The following is a 17,612-nucleotide window of genomic DNA, read 5'->3' on the forward strand; positions in this document are numbered from 1 at the left end:
CCTGTGCAAAGTGCTTGCACAGGCCTTTTCAGCAGATTTTGGATGCGATCAGTGCCACATCAGCCCCAGATCAACCGCCGGTCACTGGCGGAAAGAACGCCACTTCATCGCCGTTTTGAATGGCAGCATCCAGCGCGCACATGTCCTGATTCAGGGCCATGCGCACAGCCTTCCCTGTGGCCAGCGCGCTGGCGGCGGCATCGCTGCGGCTCATCAGCTCTTCACGCAGGGCGCCCACGGTTTCGGCTGCGGTCTGCAGGCTTTCGCTGCCAATACCCAGCGCTTCGCGGATGGAGGCGAAATAACGAATGGTGATGGTCTTCATAAAAGGCTCCTTCAAGCCATCAGCTCTGCAAACGGGATAAAGCGCACGGTGTCGCCTTCGGCAATCGTGGTGCTGGCGGGGTTGTCCACCACGCCATCGCCCCAGGCCGTCGATGTCAGCACGCCCGAGCTTTGATTCTTGAACAGCTCCAGCCCGCCGCGCTCGTTGTAGCGCACCCGCAAAAACTCGCGGCGCTTGTCGCCCTTGGGCCAGACAAAGTCGGCACGCGCATCAATCGCACGCGGCAGCACGTGCTGCACGCCTTGCAGGCGCAGCAGGAAGGGACGTACCAGCACCTGAAAGGTCACAAAGCTGGATACAGGGTTGCCTGGCAAGCCGATGAAATGTGCAAAGCCGGCCTCCTGACGATTCACGCGCCCATAGGCAAAAGGCTTGCCGGGCTTGATGCTGATCTGCCAGAGATCGAGCTGACCCAGCTGCTGCACGGCAGGCTTGATATGGTCTTCCTCGCCCACGGACACGCCGCCGCTGGTGACGATCACATCGTGATCCACGGCGGCCTTGGCCAGCGCAGCCACCGTCGCCTCGCGGTCATCGGGGACGATGCCCAGATCCGTCACCTCGCAGCCCATGCGCAGCAGCAAAGCGCGCAAGAAAAAGCGGTTGCTGTTGTAGATGCTGCCGGGCTTCATATCCTGCGGCGCCACCGTGCCGGGCATGACCAGCTCATCACCCGTGGAAAACATCGCTACGCGCGGCTTGCGGGCCACGGGCAAACTGGCAAAACCCATGCTGGCCGCCAGACCCAGATGCGCAGGCGTGAGGCGCACACCGGCCTCAATCACCGTAGCGCCCTGGCGAATGTCCTCGCCCGAGCGGCGAATCCACTGCCCGGCCTTGGGCAGAGTCTTGATGCGCACGCGGCCGTCCTCCAGCACTTCGCAGTCTTCCTGCATGACGATGGCATCTGCCCCAGCAGGCACGGGCGCGCCCGTAAAGATCCGGGCGACTGAGCCCACCACCAGCGCATCGGGCGCAACACCCGCGGGAATGCGCTGCGACACGGGAAGCTCCGCACCACCACTGACACACTCCGCCGAGCGCACGGCATAACCATCCATGGCGGAGTTGTCTTGCGGCGGCACCTGCAGCGGCGAAACAGCAGCCTGCAGCAGCACGCGGCCATCGGCCTCAAACGTGTCAACTGACTCTGCGCCTGCCAGCCGCTGGGCATGGGTCAGCAGCTCTTGCAGGGCGTCGTCCAGAGGCTTGAGTGGTGTACGTGGGGCTTGCATTGCGGTGTCTTTCTTAGTTCTTGTATTCGAGAGTGTCGGCATGGGTCAGCAGCCATTGCAAAACGGCTTGCGGCTGGCTCAGGTCCAGCACGGGCTGGGCTGGATAGCCGGGCAATTGGCCAGGGGCATCTGTGGCAACGGCCAGCACCATGGCGTCATGCGGGAACAAGGGCTCGATGGTCTTGCCCTTGTCAAGCCGGTCTTGCTGCTGTCGCCAGACTTCTATTTTGGGCACATCGCCATGCTTGAAGCCTTCGATCAGCACCCAGTCCACCGATGGGTCCAGCTGCGCCAGCATGTCGTGCACGCTGACCTCCGTGGGCTGAGCATATTCGCGCATCAGCGCCATGCGCTGGTCAGATGCCAGCAGCACCTCATAGGCACCGGCCTTGCGGTGGCGCCAGCTGTCTTTGCCTTCTTGGTCCACATCAAAGTGGTGGTGGGCATGTTTGATGACCGAGACCTTGAGCCCGCGCGCCTTCATCAGCGCCACCAGCGCCTCGACCAGCGTGGTTTTGCCTGCGCCCGAATATCCGGCAAAGCCTATGACCTTCATCTTTATTTCAATATGTTTTTGATAGCTGCCAGCGCTTTCTAGATAAGCGCTAGAGGCCAATTTCATCCAAAGAAAAAAGCACCTGTCGCCAAGCTCTAGGTGCTTTTGAACTTTAACGCCGCAAGGCTTTACTTGCAGTTTTCAGTGATAAAGGCCTTGACCTGGTTCACATCAGAGGCCATCACCACCACGCGCTTTGGCAGGTCTTCAATGCCGTTGAACTTGGCGGGGCGGTCGGGCAGACGACCCAGCGCTTCTTCAATAGTCGCCGCGAACTTGATGGGCAGAGCCGTTTCCAGCACCAGCATGGGCTCTGTGCCCAGATGCTCGCGCGCCACCTTCACACCGTCAGCAGTGTGGGTGTCGATCATCTGACCAAAGCGGTTGAACGTGTCCTTGATGGTGGCCAGACGGTCAGCGTGCGTGCTCTTGCCGCTCACAAAACCGTACTTGCCTGCGGCGTCCTTGAAGGCGGGGTCTGCGCTCAGGTCAAACTGGCCGTCCTTGGCCACACCTTGGTCAAACAGCTGCTTGGTACGCTCGCCATCGCGGCCAACCAGGTCGAACACAAAGCGCTCGAAGTTGCTGGCCTTGCTGATGTCCATAGAGGGGCTGGATGTCTCGTAGGTGTTGGCCGCGCCGCGCACCACGTACACGCCGGTACGGAAGAATTCGTCCAGCACATCGTTTTCGTTGGTCGCAACCACCAGCTTGGCAACTGGCAGACCCATCTGGCGTGCCACATGGCCAGCGCAGATATTGCCGAAGTTCCCCGACGGCACGGTGAAGCTGACCTTCTGGTCGTTGGACTGGGTGGCTTGCAGATAACCCGCAAAGTAGTACACCACCTGGGCCAGCAGACGCGCCCAGTTGATCGAATTGACGGTGCCAATCTTGTACTGCGCCTTGAAGGCATGATCGTTGGAGACGGCCTTGACGATGTCCTGGCAGTCATCAAACACGCCTTCAATGGCGATGTTGTGGATGTTTTCGTCCTGCAGACTGAACATTTGCGCCTGCTGGAAGGGGCTCATGCGGCCGTGAGGGCTGGTCATGAAAACGCGCACACCCTTTTTGCCGCGCATGGCGTATTCAGCCGCGCTGCCGGTGTCGCCGCTGGTCGCGCCCAGAATATTCAGCTCTTCGCCGCGGCGGGTCAGTTCGTACTCGAACAGATTGCCCAGCAGCTGCATGGCCATGTCCTTGAAGGCCAGCGTGGGGCCGTTGGACAGGGCTTCGATGTGCAGCACGCCATCAAGCTGGCGCACTGGAACGATCGCATCGGTGCCAAAGACTTCCTTGGTGTACGTCTTGGCGCACAGCGCGCGCAGGTCGTCGGCAGGAATGTCATCGATGTACAGCGACAGAATCTCGAACGCCAGACCCGCATAACCCTTGGTGGCCAGCGTTTCGCGCAGCTGGGTCAGCTTGGCATCGGTGATCTGGGGGTACTCCACTGGCAGGTACAGGCCACCATCGGGTGCCAGACCTGCTAGCAAAATATCGCAAAAACGCTTGCGGTCAGCATGGCCGCGGGTGGACAGATACAGCATCTCAAACTCGCCAAAAACTAAAATTCAAAACGGGCAGCCAAATGGGCAGAACTTACGCCGCCAAGCTCATCATTATCGGTCAGCAGGCTGGCATTCACTAGGCGTAAATACAGAGACCGGGCAACGCGGTTTCACCTGAGCGGCTAACTCAACCCAGAGCTTAGCCAATCAGGGCTGGAAATAGCGCTCGGCATCAGGCTTGAGATAGGGCTTCAGTTTCTTGAACGAAATATCCACCCCGCTACCCAGACACGCGCCCATCGCATGGCCAATGCCCGAGATCACAAAACTCATCTTGTCCGGCTTGTTCAGCATCAGCGCCATGTATTCAGACAAAAAATCGTCGCATTCCCTGTCGTCATGTGGCTCTGCCTGGCTCATCAGGCTTTTTTGAATGAAGCCAGACATCTGCGGACTGAACTCCAGCCTGTACTCCCCATATTTCGCGCCCTTGAACAGGCGTGTGAAGTCCATATAACCGCCGCGCAGCAAGTCCAGCACATAGGGGTCGTAATGGTTGTTGGGGTGAGCGCCGCCACAGCCGTTGGAGCCCGACTCCACCACGCTCATCAAGGCGCTCGATAGATAAGTGACCTTGATTTCTTCATTGTTGTAATTACCCAGAGAGCCAGCTTCCGGGCCGCTGCTCAGGTAGATCGAGCCGACGCAGCCCAGCGCCTCCAGGTTCATGCCCCAGTGGCGCTGCTCCAGCAAGACATTGGTCTGGCTCAGAATTTTGGCATCGGGGTGGCGGGTAAGGCGTGGATACCAGAGCTTGGTGCGCGCATCTCGCACCGGGCGCCAGGCCAGCGATGGTTTGATCACCACCTCCCTGCCCTGCTCCAGCTTTTGCTCGGCCATTTTCAGATAGTCATAGGGCGTGCTTTGAGCAGAGAGCGCCACGCCTTGCGAAACGCTGCTGCCGTAGCCCTGAACAATCGCATTGGTCACAGCCCCTACGCCCTGAGGCGCTATCTTTTCAGGATCGTACTTCGCAATACGTTTAAGGCTTAGCGGCAGTTTTTTACCTTGAAAACCATCGACCCACTCCCCCACCAAAGCATCGCCCTGAGGCTTCAGTCGCCATTGCATGCTGCGCTGTTGGGCATCGGCAAACACAGGCCAATCACTTTGAGCGCGACGCCATTCGTCGTTGACAGGCAGCGCTTCTGCCAGAGCGCCCAGCGTACCTTTGAGCGGGATATCAACGCCATTGCGCACATAGAAGTAACGCCCTTCGCGCTCACCGCCTGCCTTGGGCTGACCCAGCTCCATCACCACATCAGCCCCACCCAGCCTGCCGCGATAGATATCCACAGGGGCGGCCTGCGCGCCAGCCGCTGCAAAAACAAAAAAGGCCAGCGCCACAGGGCGCCAGCCTTTGAGAAGACCTGCAGTGCGCTCATCGCACTGAACAGGGAGCAATCCGGGTTGGGTGCAATCAGACATGCCAATCTCCGAAACCATCATGTTGAAAACGGCCATTGCCCCAGGTCACTGACACCAGGCAAGGGCCGCCCCGCAACGATGATGCCGTCCCCCATCAAGCGCAGCGAGAGAGGGAAGCGGCAAAACCGCTCAGGGGAGAGCTTAGTTCAGCTCTTCCTTGCGGATGCGGGTGATAGGCGCCAGCACCGTGTGCAGACCCTGGATTTCATCCAGCGCCTTGTTCATGTCGCCTTCACGGGTGTCGTGCGTCAGGATGATCAGATCAGTCTGGGTCGAGCCTTCGCCCCCCACTTCATCGGCTTCGCGCTGCAGCACAGCATCGATGCTGATGCCGGCATTGGCCAGGATGCCAGTGATCTTGGCCAGCACGCCAGCTTCATCAGACACACGGATGCGCAGGTAATAGCTAGTCACCACTTCACTCATGGGCAGCACAGGCAGTTCCTTGCCCGCTGCGGCGAGTGTGTGTGACTGGAATGCCAGCGCAGGCACGCTGTGGGCGGCGTCAGCGCCTTGCAGGCGGGCGATGTCCACCAGGTCGGCAACCACGGCCGAAGCGGTAGGCTCGGAGCCAGCGCCCTTGCCGTAGTAAAGCGTGGTGCCGACGGCATCGCCGTTCACCACCACGGCGTTCATGGCACCTTCCACATTGGCGATCAGGCGCTTGGCAGGCACCAGCGAGGGGTGCACGCGCAGCTCGATACCCTTGTCGGTGCGCTTGGTGATGCCCAGCAGCTTGATGCGATAGCCCAGTTGCTCGGCGTACTTGATATCGGCACCAGCCAGCTTGGTGATGCCTTCCACATAGGCCTTGTCAAACTGCACGGGAATGCCGAAGGCAATCGCGCTCATCAGCGTGGCCTTGTGGGCGGCGTCCACGCCTTCGATGTCGAAGGTAGGATCGGCTTCAGCGTAGCCCAGACGCTGGGCTTCCTTCAGCACCACGTCAAAGTCCAGACCCTTGTCGCGCATTTCGGACAGAATAAAGTTGGTCGTGCCGTTGATGATGCCAGCCACCCACTGGATGGAGTTGGCCGTCAGGCCTTCGCGCAGCGCCTTGATGATGGGAATACCGCCGGCCACAGCCGCTTCATAGGCCACGATCACGCCCTTGTCGGCCGCAGCCTTGAAGATTTCTGTGCCGTGCACGGCCAGCAGCGCCTTGTTGGCGGTGACCACATGCTTGCCAGCGGCAATCGCTTCCAGCACCAGTGCCTTGGCAATGCCGTAGCCGCCAATAAGCTCGACGACGACGTCGATGTCGGGGTTGGCGATGACTTCACGGGCATCGGCTACAACCTTGACCTTGTCACCCACCACGCTCTTGGCGCGTTCGGTATCCAAGTCGGCCACCATCGTAATTTCAATGCCACGACCCGCGCGACGGCGAATCTCGTCTTGGTTGCGTTCCAGCACATTGAAAGTACCGCTACCGACGGTGCCAATGCCCAACAGGCCTACTTGGATGGGTTTCATAAGTTTTAAGGTCAAAAAAGCGCCGAAGCGCTTGAATAGCAAGCGCCGCCAGCTATCAAAAAAGAAAGGGTTATGCGGCTTTGTCAGCCTTGACGGACTTCACAGCCTTATCAGCGGCCACAGCCTTGGGCTTGTCTGTGCCATGGCGCTTGCGGTACTTATCCAGGAAGAGCGCCAGACGGTTGATGGCTTCGCGCAAGTCCGCCTCATGCGGCAGAAAGACGATGCGGAAGTGGTCAGGGTTGGGCCAGTTAAAGCCCGTGCCCTGCACCAGCATGACCTTGGTTTCCTGCAGTACTTCCAGAAAGAACTCCTGGTCGTCCTTGATAGGGTACACCGCCGGGTCAAGGCGCGGGAACATATACAGAGCGCCTTGCGGCTTGACGCAGGACACACCGGGAATGGCGTTAATCAGCTCCCAGGCCAAGTCGCGCTGCACACGCAGACGTCCACCTTCCTGCACCAGCGAGTCAATGCTCTGATGGCCACCCAGCGCCGTCTGCACGGCCCATTGGCCGGGCACGTTGGCGCACAGGCGCATGTTGGAGAGCATGTTGAGGCCCTCGATGTAATCCTTGGCGGGCTTTTTGTCGCCCGAAATCACCATCCAGCCCGCACGGTAGCCGCAGGAGCGGTAAGCCTTGGACAGGGAGTTGAAGGTCAGCGTCAACACATCGATGGACAGGCTGGCCAGAGGCGTGTGCTTGACATCGTCATACAACACCTTGTCATAGACCTCGTCGGCAAAGATGACCAGACCATGCTCACGTGCCAGCTCCACGATTTCGAGCAGCAGTTCCTTGGAATACAGCGCGCCCGTGGGGTTGTTGGGGTTGATGACGACAATGCCCTTGGTGCGCGGTGTGACCTTGGCGCGGATGTCGGCCATATTGGGCATCCAGCCGTTTTCCTCGTCGCACATATAGTGCACGGGCGTACCGCCCGACAGGCTGGTCGCAGCCGTCCACAGTGGGTAATCAGGCGCAGGCAGCAGCATTTCGTCGCCAGTGTCCAGCAAGGCATTGGTAGCCAAGCTGATAAGCTCGGATGCGCCATTGCCCAGGTAGATGTCGTCCAGCGTCACGCCCTTGATGCCCTGGTGCTGCGTCTCATGCATCACGGCCTTGCGGGCAGCAAAAATACCTTTGCTGTCAGAGTAGCCAGCCGAGTTGGGCAGATTGCGGATCATGTCCTGCTGCACTTCCTCAGGGGCGTCAAAGCCAAACACGGCCAGATTTCCGATGTTGAGCTTGATGATCTTCTGGCCGTCGTCCTCCATCTTCTTCGCCGCGTCCATGATCGGCCCGCGGATGTCGTAACAGACGTTTGCTAATTTGGCGGATTTTTGAACGGTTTTCATGCGAATCAATGCAAAAGGATTTCAGGCACTCCATGGTGTCATAAACCCCATGGTGAAACCTATAATTTAAACACAGTTCAGCACTGCAGCAATGTCCCACCCGCGCTGTATGGAGACCGCAGCCATCGCCCCCATCACTCGCTCTGATTGCGCACACTATCGACCATGAAATTCCAGGCAGACAAATCCGATGCACAAACCATCACCGGCTACGGCCCGGGCTGGATCGCTGTTGACAGGCAAAACCACGAAACCAGCCTGCTGGTCGGCGCACGCGGTCTGCTCACCAGCTGGAGCTGCTTGCGCTTTGAAGACCTGACGGCAGCGCATTTCGAAGAACTGGCTCAGCTGGATGCGGAAGTGATTCTTTTTGGCAGCGGCAGCAAGAACCGCTTTCCGCCCGTGGCCTGGCTCAAACCCTTGATGATCAAGCGCATAGGGCTGGAAACCATGGACACCGCATCAGCCTGCCGCACCTATAACGTTTTGGCCAGCGAGGGACGCAATGTGGTCGCGGCCCTGCTACTGGCATAGCCTTCTAATCCAGCATTGAGAAAAATACGTATTTCAGGGTAAAATCGCAGGTTGCGGCTGGGGGTAATTCGCAACAAAAATAACAATATCGACGAACACCCTCGGCATTTCAACGAACACACCCGAGAGATATAAGCGCATGGCGATCGTTGTCAACAAACCCCTTCCAGAATTCGAAGCCAACGCCACCGGCGGCATCAAGGTGTCCAACACCTCGCACAATGGCCAGGTTCTGATTCTGTATTTCTACCCTAAAGACAACACGCCCGGTTGTACCACGGAAGCAATGCAGTTCCGCGACAAGTACAAGGATTTTGTCAAGGCGGGAGCGACTGTGTTTGGCGTTTCGCGCGACAACATGAATTCGCACAACGACTTCAAGGAAAAGCTGGAACTGCCGTTCGAGCTGATCGCTGATACCGAAGAAAAGATGTGCCACATGTTCGGCGTGGTCAAAAACAAGATCATGTACGGCAAGAAGGTCAAGGGCATTGAGCGCTCGACCTTCCTGATTGGTGCCGATGGCCTGCTGGCTCAAGAATGGCGCGGCCTCAAGGTTCCTGGTCACGTGGACGAAGTGCTCAAGGCCGTCAAGAGCCTAAAGGCTCAAGACAAGAAAGTGGCCTGAGCCACCTCTTCCCTACTAAGACACCGCCTTCGCCAGAGACCTGAAACCCTGCCCGCGTCAACACGCAAAGCATTTCAAAGTCTTTAAACAAGGCAAAACAGGAAATACTGCTTCCAGCCCCGCATAGCCTATGCATAATGGGCCAATGCCTCAGCGCTACACAGTATTACCTGTTCACCCCAACAAAGCCGCCTCGGTTTCCAGGCGGCTTTGTGCTTTTTGAATCTTGTTGAGAAACGGTTCGTCCACTATGCCCCTGCCCCCCGCCCCCGGCCACCGCGCCGCAAAGCTCCCCGCAGAAGCCTTTTTGTCCAACCGCAAAACTGCCAAGCAGACTGCAGCACTTGACGAAGATCTGAATCCCTCCAGCGCGGCGACCAACGTCGCCAGCGCTGCGCCTTCGGCCAGCAAGCCCCGACGCAACACCAGCAAGGTCACAGCCGCAGCCACTCCTGCTGCAGTTCAGGTCAAAGCAACACCTGCACCCACAGCAACTACAACACCCGCCAAGCCAGCACCCAAGTCCGTGCGCCGTGCCCGCAATAAGCGCACCGGCCCGACCACGCTGTTTGTGCTGGACACCAATGTTCTGCTGCACGACCCAAGCAGCCTGTTCCGCTTCGAAGAACACGATATCTTCCTGCCCATGGTGGTACTGGAAGAACTGGACAACCACAAAAAGGGCATGACCGAAGTAGCGCGCAATGGCCGTCAGGTCAGCCGCACTTTGGACTCTCTGGTTGCCTCCCAGCCCGACGATGGCCTGGAAAAAGGCCTGCCGTTGAACGCTACAGGCCAGCGCACTGCCACTGGCACGCTCTACTTCCAGACCAACCCTCTGGATACCACCCTGCCTGACAGCCTACCCCAGAGCAAGGCTGACAACCAGATTCTGGGCGTGGTCGCCGCTCTGCGTGAGCAGCACAAGGACCGCGAAGTAGTGCTGGTGTCCAAGGACATCAATATGCGCGTCAAGGCGCGCGCACTGGGTCTGGCTGCCGAGGATTACCAGAACGACAAGGTACTGGAGGACGGCGACCTGCTGTACTCCGGCGCTCTGGCCCTGCCCCACGACTTCTGGACCAAGGCTGGCAAGAACGTGGAGAGCTGGCAGGAAGGCGCCATCACCTATTACCGCGTCAGCGGTGCCATCGTGGACTCGCTGATGATCAATCAGTTCGTCTATTACGAGGCACCTGGCGAGCCAAGCCTGTACATGCGCGTGACCGAAATCCGCGACAAAACAGCCGTCATGAAGACGCTGCGCGACTTTGGCAACCCCAAGAATGCTGTATGGGGCGTATCCACGCGCAACCGCGAGCAGAATTTCGCCATGAACCTGCTGGTCAACCCCGAGGTGGACTTTGTCACCCTCACGGGCACCGCAGGCACCGGCAAGACCTTGCTGGCACTGGCCGCCGGTCTGGCTCAAGTGTTGGACGAGCGCCGCTATACAGAAATCATCATGACCCGCGCCACCGTGAGTGTGGGCGAGGATATCGGCTTCCTGCCCGGCACCGAAGAAGAGAAGATGGGTCCGTGGATGGGCGCTCTGGACGACAACCTGGAGTTTCTGGCCAAGGGCGATGGAGGCAATGCTGGCGAATGGGGCCGCGCTGCGACGAATGAGCTGATCCGCAGCCGCATCAAAATCAAGAGCATGAACTTCATGCGTGGCCGCACCTTCCTGAACAAGTACGTCATCATCGATGAGGCCCAGAACCTGACCCCCAAGCAGATGAAAACCTTGATCACGCGTGCCGGCCCCGGCACCAAGATCATCTGCATGGGCAATCTGGCCCAAATCGACACGCCGTACCTGACAGAAGGCAGCTCTGGCCTGACCTATGTGGTGGACCGCTTCAAGGGCTGGCCACACAGCGGTCACATCACACTGGCACGAGGCGAGCGCTCGCGCCTGGCCGACTTCGCCAGCGAGGTTCTGTAAGTGGTGAGCTGGATTTCTGCGCTCAAGCTCGTGCCCTGGGGAGAGGTCATCAAGGCCACGCCTCAGGTCGTGAAGGCGGCGCAATCCCTACTCAAGAAAAAAGAGGCGCAAGCCGAAGCCTATGAGCACAGTGCCAGCGCGCAGCAAGAGGCGCAGCATCTGTCGCCACCCACCTCAGCGGGCGAGCAAGCCCTGCTGCTGATTCAGCAGCAGGAGTTGCGCATTGCCCAGCTGGAGCAATCCCAGCGCCAATCGCTGGAGATCATCGAAAAGCTGGCCCAGCAAAATGCACAGGTCGTCACCACCGTAGGTGCCCTGCGCACGGGCGCTCAGCGTCTGGCATGGGCCTGTGGCGTGCTGGGTCTGTGCGTGCTTGGACTGGGAATTTACCTGTTCAGCCACTGAGATATCGCAGCCAAAAATAAAGCCCGCAGGCATCACGCTTGCGGGCTTTTCTATTGGGTGCTTTCAATTCAATAGCTTCTAGCGCTTGATATTCATAGAATTCAGATCAATTAAAGCCTGAAACCCTTATTTATCAGGCGCTAGCAGCTATTCTTTTAATACTCATCACCGCCGCCATAACCCATGGCCAGATTCTCAAAGCGGGTCTGGTTCTTCTGGAAGAAGACCTTCACCGTTCCCGTAGGTCCATTACGCTGCTTGCCAATGATGATCTCGGCCACGTTCGGCTCTTTGCTTTCCTTGTTGTAGTAATCGTCGCGATAAATGAACATGATGATGTCGGCATCCTGCTCAATAGCGCCGGATTCACGCAAGTCAGACATCATCGGGCGCTTGTCGGTGCGCTGCTCCACCGATCGATTGAGCTGAGACAGCGCAATCACCGGACATTGCAACTCCTTGGCCAGCATCTTCAAGCCGCGCGAGATTTCACCCAGCTCGGTCGCACGGTTATCCCCGCCGCTGCCGCCAGAGCCCGTCATCAGCTGCAAGTAGTCGACCACAATCAAACCCAGCTTGCCGCATTGGCGCGCCAGACGGCGGGCGTTGGCACGCAACTCAGAAGGCGTCAGACCCGGTGTTTCATCAATGTGCAGGGACACAGTGCGCAGCTTCTCGATCGCTTCCGTCAGGCGTGGCCATTCATCGTCGCTGAGCTTGCCGGTACGCAGGTTGCCCTGATTGACCCGGGCAATGGAGCCAACGATACGAACCGCCAGCTGGGCGGCCCCCATTTCCATGGAAAAGATGGCAACCGGCAGACCTTCATTGAGCGCCACATGCTCGGCAATATTCACGGCAAACGAGGTCTTTCCCATGGAAGGACGCGCCGCCAACACCACCATGTCACCAGCCTGCAGACCACTAGTCATGCGATCCAGATCGACAAAACCGGTAGGCACGCCGGTCACGTCCATGGGGTTGTCAGCCATCTCCTGAACACGGTCCAGCAGATCAACCACCAGCGTATCGAGCGACTGAAAGCCCTGCTTGTTGCGAGCGCCCTCTTCGCCGATGGCCATGATCTTCTGCTCGGCCTCGTCGAGCACGCGCTCCACTGTCTTACCCAGCGGGTTGAAAGCGTTGGTCGCAATCTCATCGCTGGCCGTGACCAGTTTGCGCAGAATGGCCCGATCGCGCACGATTTCCGCATAGCGACGGATATTGCTGGCACTGGGTACATATTGCGCCAGCTGGTTCAGATACATCAGGCCGCCAATTTCCTCGGCCTTGCCTATGCTCTGCAGTTGTTCATAAACCGTAATCACGTCAGCCGGCTTGCTGGCATTGACCAGCTTGCCAATCGCATCATAAATCAGCTTGTGCTCGTGTCGATAGAAGTCGCTCTCACTGAGCAAGTCCCCCACGCGCTCCCAGGCATTGTTATCCAGTAGCAAACCGCCAAGCACCGACGATTCCGACTCCATGGAGTGCGGCGGCACGCGCAGCTGCGCCACTTGCTGATCAGCAGGCGGGACAGGCGCGAATGCATCATCGTGCAGATCAAGCGGGGGCATTACAGACGACATGAGACTCCTTGGGTCAAGCCCTCCATCGTAGCCGGAGGCAGCAAAAGCGTCAGCGCGGATGGCTATAAAAACACTGTTCCATCCAGGATCACCAAAAAACAAAAAACCGCCCGAAGGCGGTTTCTTGCCAATTCAGACCGGAGTCTGGATTAGGAGTGGTCGCCGTACACGGAGACAGACACTTCTGCAGACACGTCGGTGTGCAGAGCCACCACAACAGTGGCGTCGCCAACTGTCTTGATGGGGCCATTAGGCATGCGCACTTGCGACTTGTTCACTGCGAAACCGGCCTTGGTCAGTTCTTCAGCGATGTCGGCGTTAGTGATAGAGCCGAACAGACGACCGTCAACGCCGGCCTTCTGAGTGATCTTCACGGAAGAGCCGTTCAGCTTCTCGCTCAGTTCTTGAGCAGCAGCCAGCTTTGCAGCAGCAGCCTTTTCCAGCTCAGCGCGCTTGGCTTCGAATTCGGCCTTGGCAGCAGCTGTCGCACGACGAGCAGCGCCCGTAGGGATCAGGAAGTTGCGAGCGTAGCCATCCTTAACCTTGACGATATCGCCCAGGTTGCCCAGATTAACAATCTTTTCGAGCAGAATAATTTGCATTGTCGTACTCCTTAGATCTTGTGCTGGTCAGAGTAAGGCAACATAGCCAGGAAGCGAGCACGCTTGATGGCTGTGTTCAGCTGACGCTGGTAAATTGCGCGCGTGCCGGTCAGGCGTGCGGGAACAATCTTGCCGTTTTCAGCGATGAAGTCACGCAGGGTGTCCACATCCTTGTAATCGATTTCTTCGACGTTGGCGACGGTGAAGCGGCAGAAGCGCTTGCGCTTGAACAGCAGCGACTGGGTGTTGCGCTTAGGACGCTTGTCCTTGTTGAATTTCTTGAACGTGGCCATTTCTGGACCTCTTGAAAATTAGTTTTGTTGGATATCCTGAATGTGCAAAACCAGCATCTTGCTGTTGCGCGGCGTTGCCAGAAAACCTTGAAAGGTCCATTGACTACCGGGAGCTTGGCGGGCCAGCTTTTCAGCCAGGGCACCAAAGGCAACAGCTTTGACAGATGCAGTGACGTTGCGTGCGTTACCTAGCTCTTGCTGCTGCGAACTGTGTTCAATTCGCAAGTCCAGTGCAGGTAATCCGGCGGGCGTGTAGCGCAAAGCAGCTTGCTCTGCGAGGGCACCCGTCAACACAACGCGGTTTTCCACTCCTTCAGTGTCTGATGCTATTAAGCGTGCTCAGCCTGGTTGGCCTTGCGAGCTTCTTCGCGCTCAACGCTCTTCATCATGGCGGAAGCGGCTGTGTCAGCCTTCTTCTTTTGCACAGTCAGGTGGCGCAGCACAGCATCATTGAACTTGAAGGCGTGCTCCAGTTCAGCCATCACGGCTTGATCAGCTTCGATGTTCAAGCACAGGTAGTGGGCCTTAGCGAGCTTGTTGATCATGTAAGCCAGTTGACGACGGCCCCAGTCTTCTTCGCGGTGCACCTTACCGCCACCAGCGGTAATCATGCCCTTGTAGCGCTCCAGCATTGCAGGAACTTGTTCGCTTTGATCCGGGTGGATCAACAAAATGATTTCGTAGTGACGCATAACCACTCCTTTTGGGTAAACGCCGCCCACTGCGTCTGTAGTGGTGCGGCAAGGCAAAACGTTAGATTCTAGCCTAGTGCCTGAGTATCTGTACACTCTGGGGCGCATAAACCTTCAGATGGCTTGGGGCTATGCAGACAAAAGCCTTGCCAACACAATCACTTAGTCCCTGAAGCCCCGCCCGACATTGCTGACGCGCTGCAGCCATGGCGCTTGCTGACCAACTTTGGCAGAGCAGGTCTTGAAATAGATCGGCACGCGCGCATCTAGCCTGCAGATTGTCTTAAGTTTTGAGAAACCTTCACACCTATGACCGAGAACAACAACCCTAATCCATTCAATGACGCCAGCCCCGAAGAGCTGGAAGCAGCCATGGCCGCCAATGCATCGGACGAGCTGGGTCGCCTGAAGGCTGAACTGGAAGAACTCAAAGCCAAGAGCAGTGATCTGGCAGACCAGTATCTGCGCGCCAAGGCGGAAGCCGAGAATGTGCGCCGCCGCGCCGAAGACGAAGTCTCCAAGGCCCGCAAGTTCGGCATCGAAAGCTTTGCCGAGAGCATGTTGCCCGTGATCGACAGCCTGGATGCCGCTCTGGCCATCCAGAACGCCACACCCGAGCAACTGCGCGAAGGCTCTGACGCCACGCTGCGCCAGCTGACTTCAGCCCTTGAGCGCAACAAGGTTCTGGCCATCAACCCCGCTGCTGGTGAGAAGTTTGACCCTCATTACCACCAGGCTATCAGCATGGTTCCTGCAGATCAGCCATCGAACACGGTGGTCAGCGTGCTGCAAAAAGGCTATGTGATTGCAGACCGCGTGCTGCGTCCTGCCTTGGTGACTGTGGCCCAAGGCTGATTCGGCACCCAAGACTGTCACGGCGAAATTTTGTGGTGCAGGACTCTTGAAGCCTGCCGCAGCGCCCACAAGTGATAAATCAAGCAAACATTAACAAATTACGGAGAAAAACATGGGAAAAATCATCGGTATTGACTTGGGCACCACCAACAGCTGCGTCGCGATCCTCGACGGGAACAACACCCGCGTGATCGAAAACAGCGAAGGTGCGCGCACAACGCCTTCCATCGTTGCTTACCAAGAAGACGGCGAAATTCTGGTGGGTGCCTCCGCCAAGCGCCAGGCCGTCACCAACCCCAAGAACACCATCTACGCTGCCAAGCGCCTGATCGGTCGCAAGTTTGACGAAGCCGAAGTCCAAAAGGACATCGGCCTGATGCCCTTCCAGATCATCAAAGCTGACAACGGCGACGCATGGGTCCAAGTGCGCGACCAGAAGCTGGCTCCTCCTCAAATCAGCGCCGAAGTGCTGCGCAAAATGAAGAAGACCGCCGAGGACTTCCTGGGCGAGCCCGTGACCGAGGCCGTGATTACCGTGCCTGCGTACTTCAATGACGCACAGCGCCAGGCCACCAAGGATGCTGGCCGCATCGCCGGTCTGGAAGTCAAGCGCATCATCAACGAACCGACTGCTGCTGCTCTGGCCTTCGGCCTGGACAAGCACGACAAGGCTGACCGCAAGGTTGCCGTGTATGACTTGGGTGGCGGTACATTCGACGTGTCCATCATCGAAATCGCTGATGTGGACGGCGAAAAGCAGTTCGAAGTGCTGTCGACCAACGGCGACACCTTCCTGGGCGGCGAAGACTTTGACCAGCGCATCATTGGCTACATCATCGACGAGTTCAAAAAGGACCAGGCCGTTGATCTGTCCAAGGACGTTCTGGCTCTGCAACGCCTGAAGGAAGCTGCTGAAAAGGCCAAGATCGAGCTGTCGAACTCCGCACAGACCGACATCAACCTGCCCTACATCACGGCTGATGCCACAGGCCCCAAGCATCTGAACATCAAGCTGACCCGCGCCAAGCTGGAATCGCTGGTGGAGGACCTGATCGAGCGCACCATCGCTCCTTGCCGCACGGCCATCAAGGATGCAGGCATCTCCGTGTCCGACATCGACGACATCATCCTGGTCGGCGGTATGAGCCGCATGCCCAAGGTGCAGGAAAAGGTCAAGGAATTCTTCGGCAAGGAACCCCGCAAGGACGTGAACCCTGACGAAGCCGTGGCCGTGGGCGCTGCTGTGCAAGGTCAGGTGCTGGGTGGCGAGCGTTCCGACGTGCTGCTGCTGGACGTAACTCCTCTGTCTCTGGGTATCGAAACCCTGGGCGGTGTCATGACCAAGATGATCACCAAGAACACGACCATCCCGACGAAGTTCGCACAGACCTTCTCGACGGCCGAGGATAACCAGCCTGCCGTGACCATCAAGGTGTTCCAGGGCGAGCGTGAGATTGCCAGCGCCAACAAGATGCTGGGCGAATTCAACCTGGAAGGCATTCCACCAGCATCGCGTGGCACGCCCCAGATTGAAGTGACCTTCGACATCGACGCCAACGGGATCCTGAACGTGTCGGCCAAGGACAAGGCTTCCGGCAAGGAAAACAAGATCACCATCAAGGCGAACTCGGGCCTGTCGGAAGAAGAAATCCAGAACATGGTCAAGGATGCGGAACTGAACGCAGCCGACGACAAGAAGAAGCTGGAACTGGTGACCGCCAAGAACCAGGGCGAAGCCGCTGTTCACAGCGTCAAGAAGAGCCTGACCGAGCATGGCGACAAGCTCGACGACGCTGAAAAGTCTGCCATTGAGGCCGCTTCCAAGGATCTGGAAGAAGCGCTGAAGGGCGAAGACAAGGACGCTATCGAAGCCAAGACCACGGCACTCATGGCTGCCGCTCAGAAGCTGGGCGAGAAGATGTACGCTGAAGCTCAGGCCGCTGCCGGCACTGAAACAGCGGGTGCATCGGCCAGCGCCAGCGCCTCGGCAGCAGCCGCTGACGACAATGTCGTCGACGCCGAAGTCAAGGAAGTCAAGAAGGACTAAGCGCAAGCAGGTCCTGGCCTCAGACCATTGACCGCTTGCCGCCG

Annotated in this window: 18 protein-coding genes; 6 read left to right on the forward strand and 12 right to left on the reverse strand. The window is 58.2% G+C overall.

The window, feature by feature from the left end; all coding sequences use genetic code 11:
• Positions 1-70: 70 nt before the first annotated feature.
• The 7 genes from moaD to CLU84_RS15460 form a co-directional block, all read right to left on the reverse strand.
• A complete protein-coding gene (gene moaD / locus CLU84_RS15430) occupies positions 71-325 on the reverse strand; it encodes a molybdopterin converting factor subunit 1 (RefSeq protein WP_099738183.1) in 255 nt (84 codons plus the stop codon).
• 11 nt (positions 326-336) lie between these two features.
• Positions 337-1,581: a gephyrin-like molybdotransferase Glp gene (gene glp / locus CLU84_RS15435; RefSeq protein WP_099738184.1), complete on the reverse strand. Its 1,245-nt coding sequence runs from the start codon at positions 1,579-1,581 to the stop codon at positions 337-339.
• Positions 1,582-1,594: 13 nt separating this feature from the next.
• Positions 1,595-2,137 carry a molybdopterin-guanine dinucleotide biosynthesis protein B gene (gene mobB, locus CLU84_RS15440; protein WP_099738185.1) on the reverse strand — a complete coding sequence of 181 codons (543 nt, stop codon included), beginning with the start codon at positions 2,135-2,137 and terminating at the stop codon, positions 1,595-1,597.
• A gap of 128 nt (positions 2,138-2,265) precedes the next feature.
• Positions 2,266-3,690: a threonine synthase gene (gene thrC / locus CLU84_RS15445; RefSeq protein WP_099738186.1), complete on the reverse strand. Its 1,425-nt coding sequence runs from the start codon at positions 3,688-3,690 to the stop codon at positions 2,266-2,268.
• A gap of 168 nt (positions 3,691-3,858) precedes the next feature.
• The gene (locus CLU84_RS15450; protein WP_233210219.1) at positions 3,859-5,139 is read right to left on the reverse strand and encodes a hypothetical protein; all 1,281 of its coding nucleotides are present in this window, start codon (positions 5,137-5,139) and stop codon (positions 3,859-3,861) included.
• A 141-nt stretch (positions 5,140-5,280) separates the two neighbouring features.
• On the reverse strand, positions 5,281-6,615 hold the full coding sequence (locus CLU84_RS15455; protein ID WP_099738187.1) for a homoserine dehydrogenase: 1,335 nt from the start codon (positions 6,613-6,615) through the stop codon (positions 5,281-5,283).
• Positions 6,616-6,685: 70 nt separating this feature from the next.
• Positions 6,686-7,975 carry a pyridoxal phosphate-dependent aminotransferase gene (locus tag CLU84_RS15460; protein WP_099738188.1) on the reverse strand — a complete coding sequence of 430 codons (1,290 nt, stop codon included), beginning with the start codon at positions 7,973-7,975 and terminating at the stop codon, positions 6,686-6,688.
• Between the two features lie 165 nt (positions 7,976-8,140).
• Here CLU84_RS15460 and CLU84_RS15465 point away from each other — a divergent pair, with 165 nt between their 5' ends.
• The 4 genes from CLU84_RS15465 (at position 8,141) to CLU84_RS15480 (ending at position 11,490) form a co-directional block, all read left to right on the forward strand.
• Positions 8,141-8,509, forward strand: a complete 369-nt coding sequence (locus CLU84_RS15465) for an Mth938-like domain-containing protein (RefSeq protein ID WP_099738189.1) — start codon at positions 8,141-8,143, stop codon at positions 8,507-8,509.
• 139 nt (positions 8,510-8,648) lie between these two features.
• Positions 8,649-9,137, forward strand: coding sequence for a peroxiredoxin (locus CLU84_RS15470; protein WP_099738190.1), 489 nt, complete (start codon positions 8,649-8,651; stop codon positions 9,135-9,137).
• A 250-nt stretch (positions 9,138-9,387) separates the two neighbouring features.
• Positions 9,388-11,085, forward strand: a complete 1,698-nt coding sequence (locus tag CLU84_RS15475) for a PhoH family protein (protein WP_099738191.1) — start codon at positions 9,388-9,390, stop codon at positions 11,083-11,085.
• Positions 11,086-11,490 (forward strand): hypothetical protein, encoded by a 405-nt coding sequence (locus CLU84_RS15480; RefSeq protein WP_099738192.1) that lies wholly within the window; start codon positions 11,086-11,088, stop codon positions 11,488-11,490.
• 155 nt (positions 11,491-11,645) lie between these two features.
• Here the strand turns inward: CLU84_RS15480 and dnaB are convergent, their stop codons facing one another.
• From dnaB to rpsF, 5 genes are all read right to left on the reverse strand, one after another.
• Positions 11,646-13,079 carry a replicative DNA helicase gene (dnaB, locus tag CLU84_RS15485; RefSeq protein WP_099738193.1) on the reverse strand — a complete coding sequence of 478 codons (1,434 nt, stop codon included), beginning with the start codon at positions 13,077-13,079 and terminating at the stop codon, positions 11,646-11,648.
• A gap of 149 nt (positions 13,080-13,228) precedes the next feature.
• The gene (gene rplI / locus CLU84_RS15490) at positions 13,229-13,681 is read right to left on the reverse strand and encodes a 50S ribosomal protein L9 (protein ID WP_099738194.1); all 453 of its coding nucleotides are present in this window, start codon (positions 13,679-13,681) and stop codon (positions 13,229-13,231) included.
• 11 nt (positions 13,682-13,692) lie between these two features.
• On the reverse strand, positions 13,693-13,974 hold the full coding sequence (gene rpsR, locus CLU84_RS15495; RefSeq protein WP_099738195.1) for a 30S ribosomal protein S18: 282 nt from the start codon (positions 13,972-13,974) through the stop codon (positions 13,693-13,695).
• Positions 13,975-13,992: 18 nt separating this feature from the next.
• Complete coding sequence (gene priB, locus CLU84_RS15500) at positions 13,993-14,283, reverse strand: primosomal replication protein N (protein ID WP_099738196.1); 291 nt, start codon at positions 14,281-14,283, stop codon at positions 13,993-13,995.
• A 20-nt stretch (positions 14,284-14,303) separates the two neighbouring features.
• Positions 14,304-14,666, reverse strand: a complete 363-nt coding sequence (gene rpsF, locus CLU84_RS15505; RefSeq protein WP_099738197.1) for a 30S ribosomal protein S6 — start codon at positions 14,664-14,666, stop codon at positions 14,304-14,306.
• 309 nt (positions 14,667-14,975) lie between these two features.
• Here rpsF and grpE point away from each other — a divergent pair, with 309 nt between their 5' ends.
• Both grpE and dnaK read left to right on the forward strand, forming a co-directional pair.
• Positions 14,976-15,521 (forward strand): nucleotide exchange factor GrpE, encoded by a 546-nt coding sequence (gene grpE, locus CLU84_RS15510; protein ID WP_099738198.1) that lies wholly within the window; start codon positions 14,976-14,978, stop codon positions 15,519-15,521.
• 112 nt (positions 15,522-15,633) lie between these two features.
• A complete protein-coding gene (gene dnaK, locus CLU84_RS15515) occupies positions 15,634-17,568 on the forward strand; it encodes a molecular chaperone DnaK (protein WP_099738199.1) in 1,935 nt (644 codons plus the stop codon).
• The last annotated feature ends 44 nt before the right edge of the window (positions 17,569-17,612 follow it).

The sequence above is a fragment of the Comamonas sp. 26 genome, assembly GCF_002754475.1.
In the GTDB taxonomy this organism is placed as follows: domain Bacteria; phylum Pseudomonadota; class Gammaproteobacteria; order Burkholderiales; family Burkholderiaceae_C; genus Comamonas.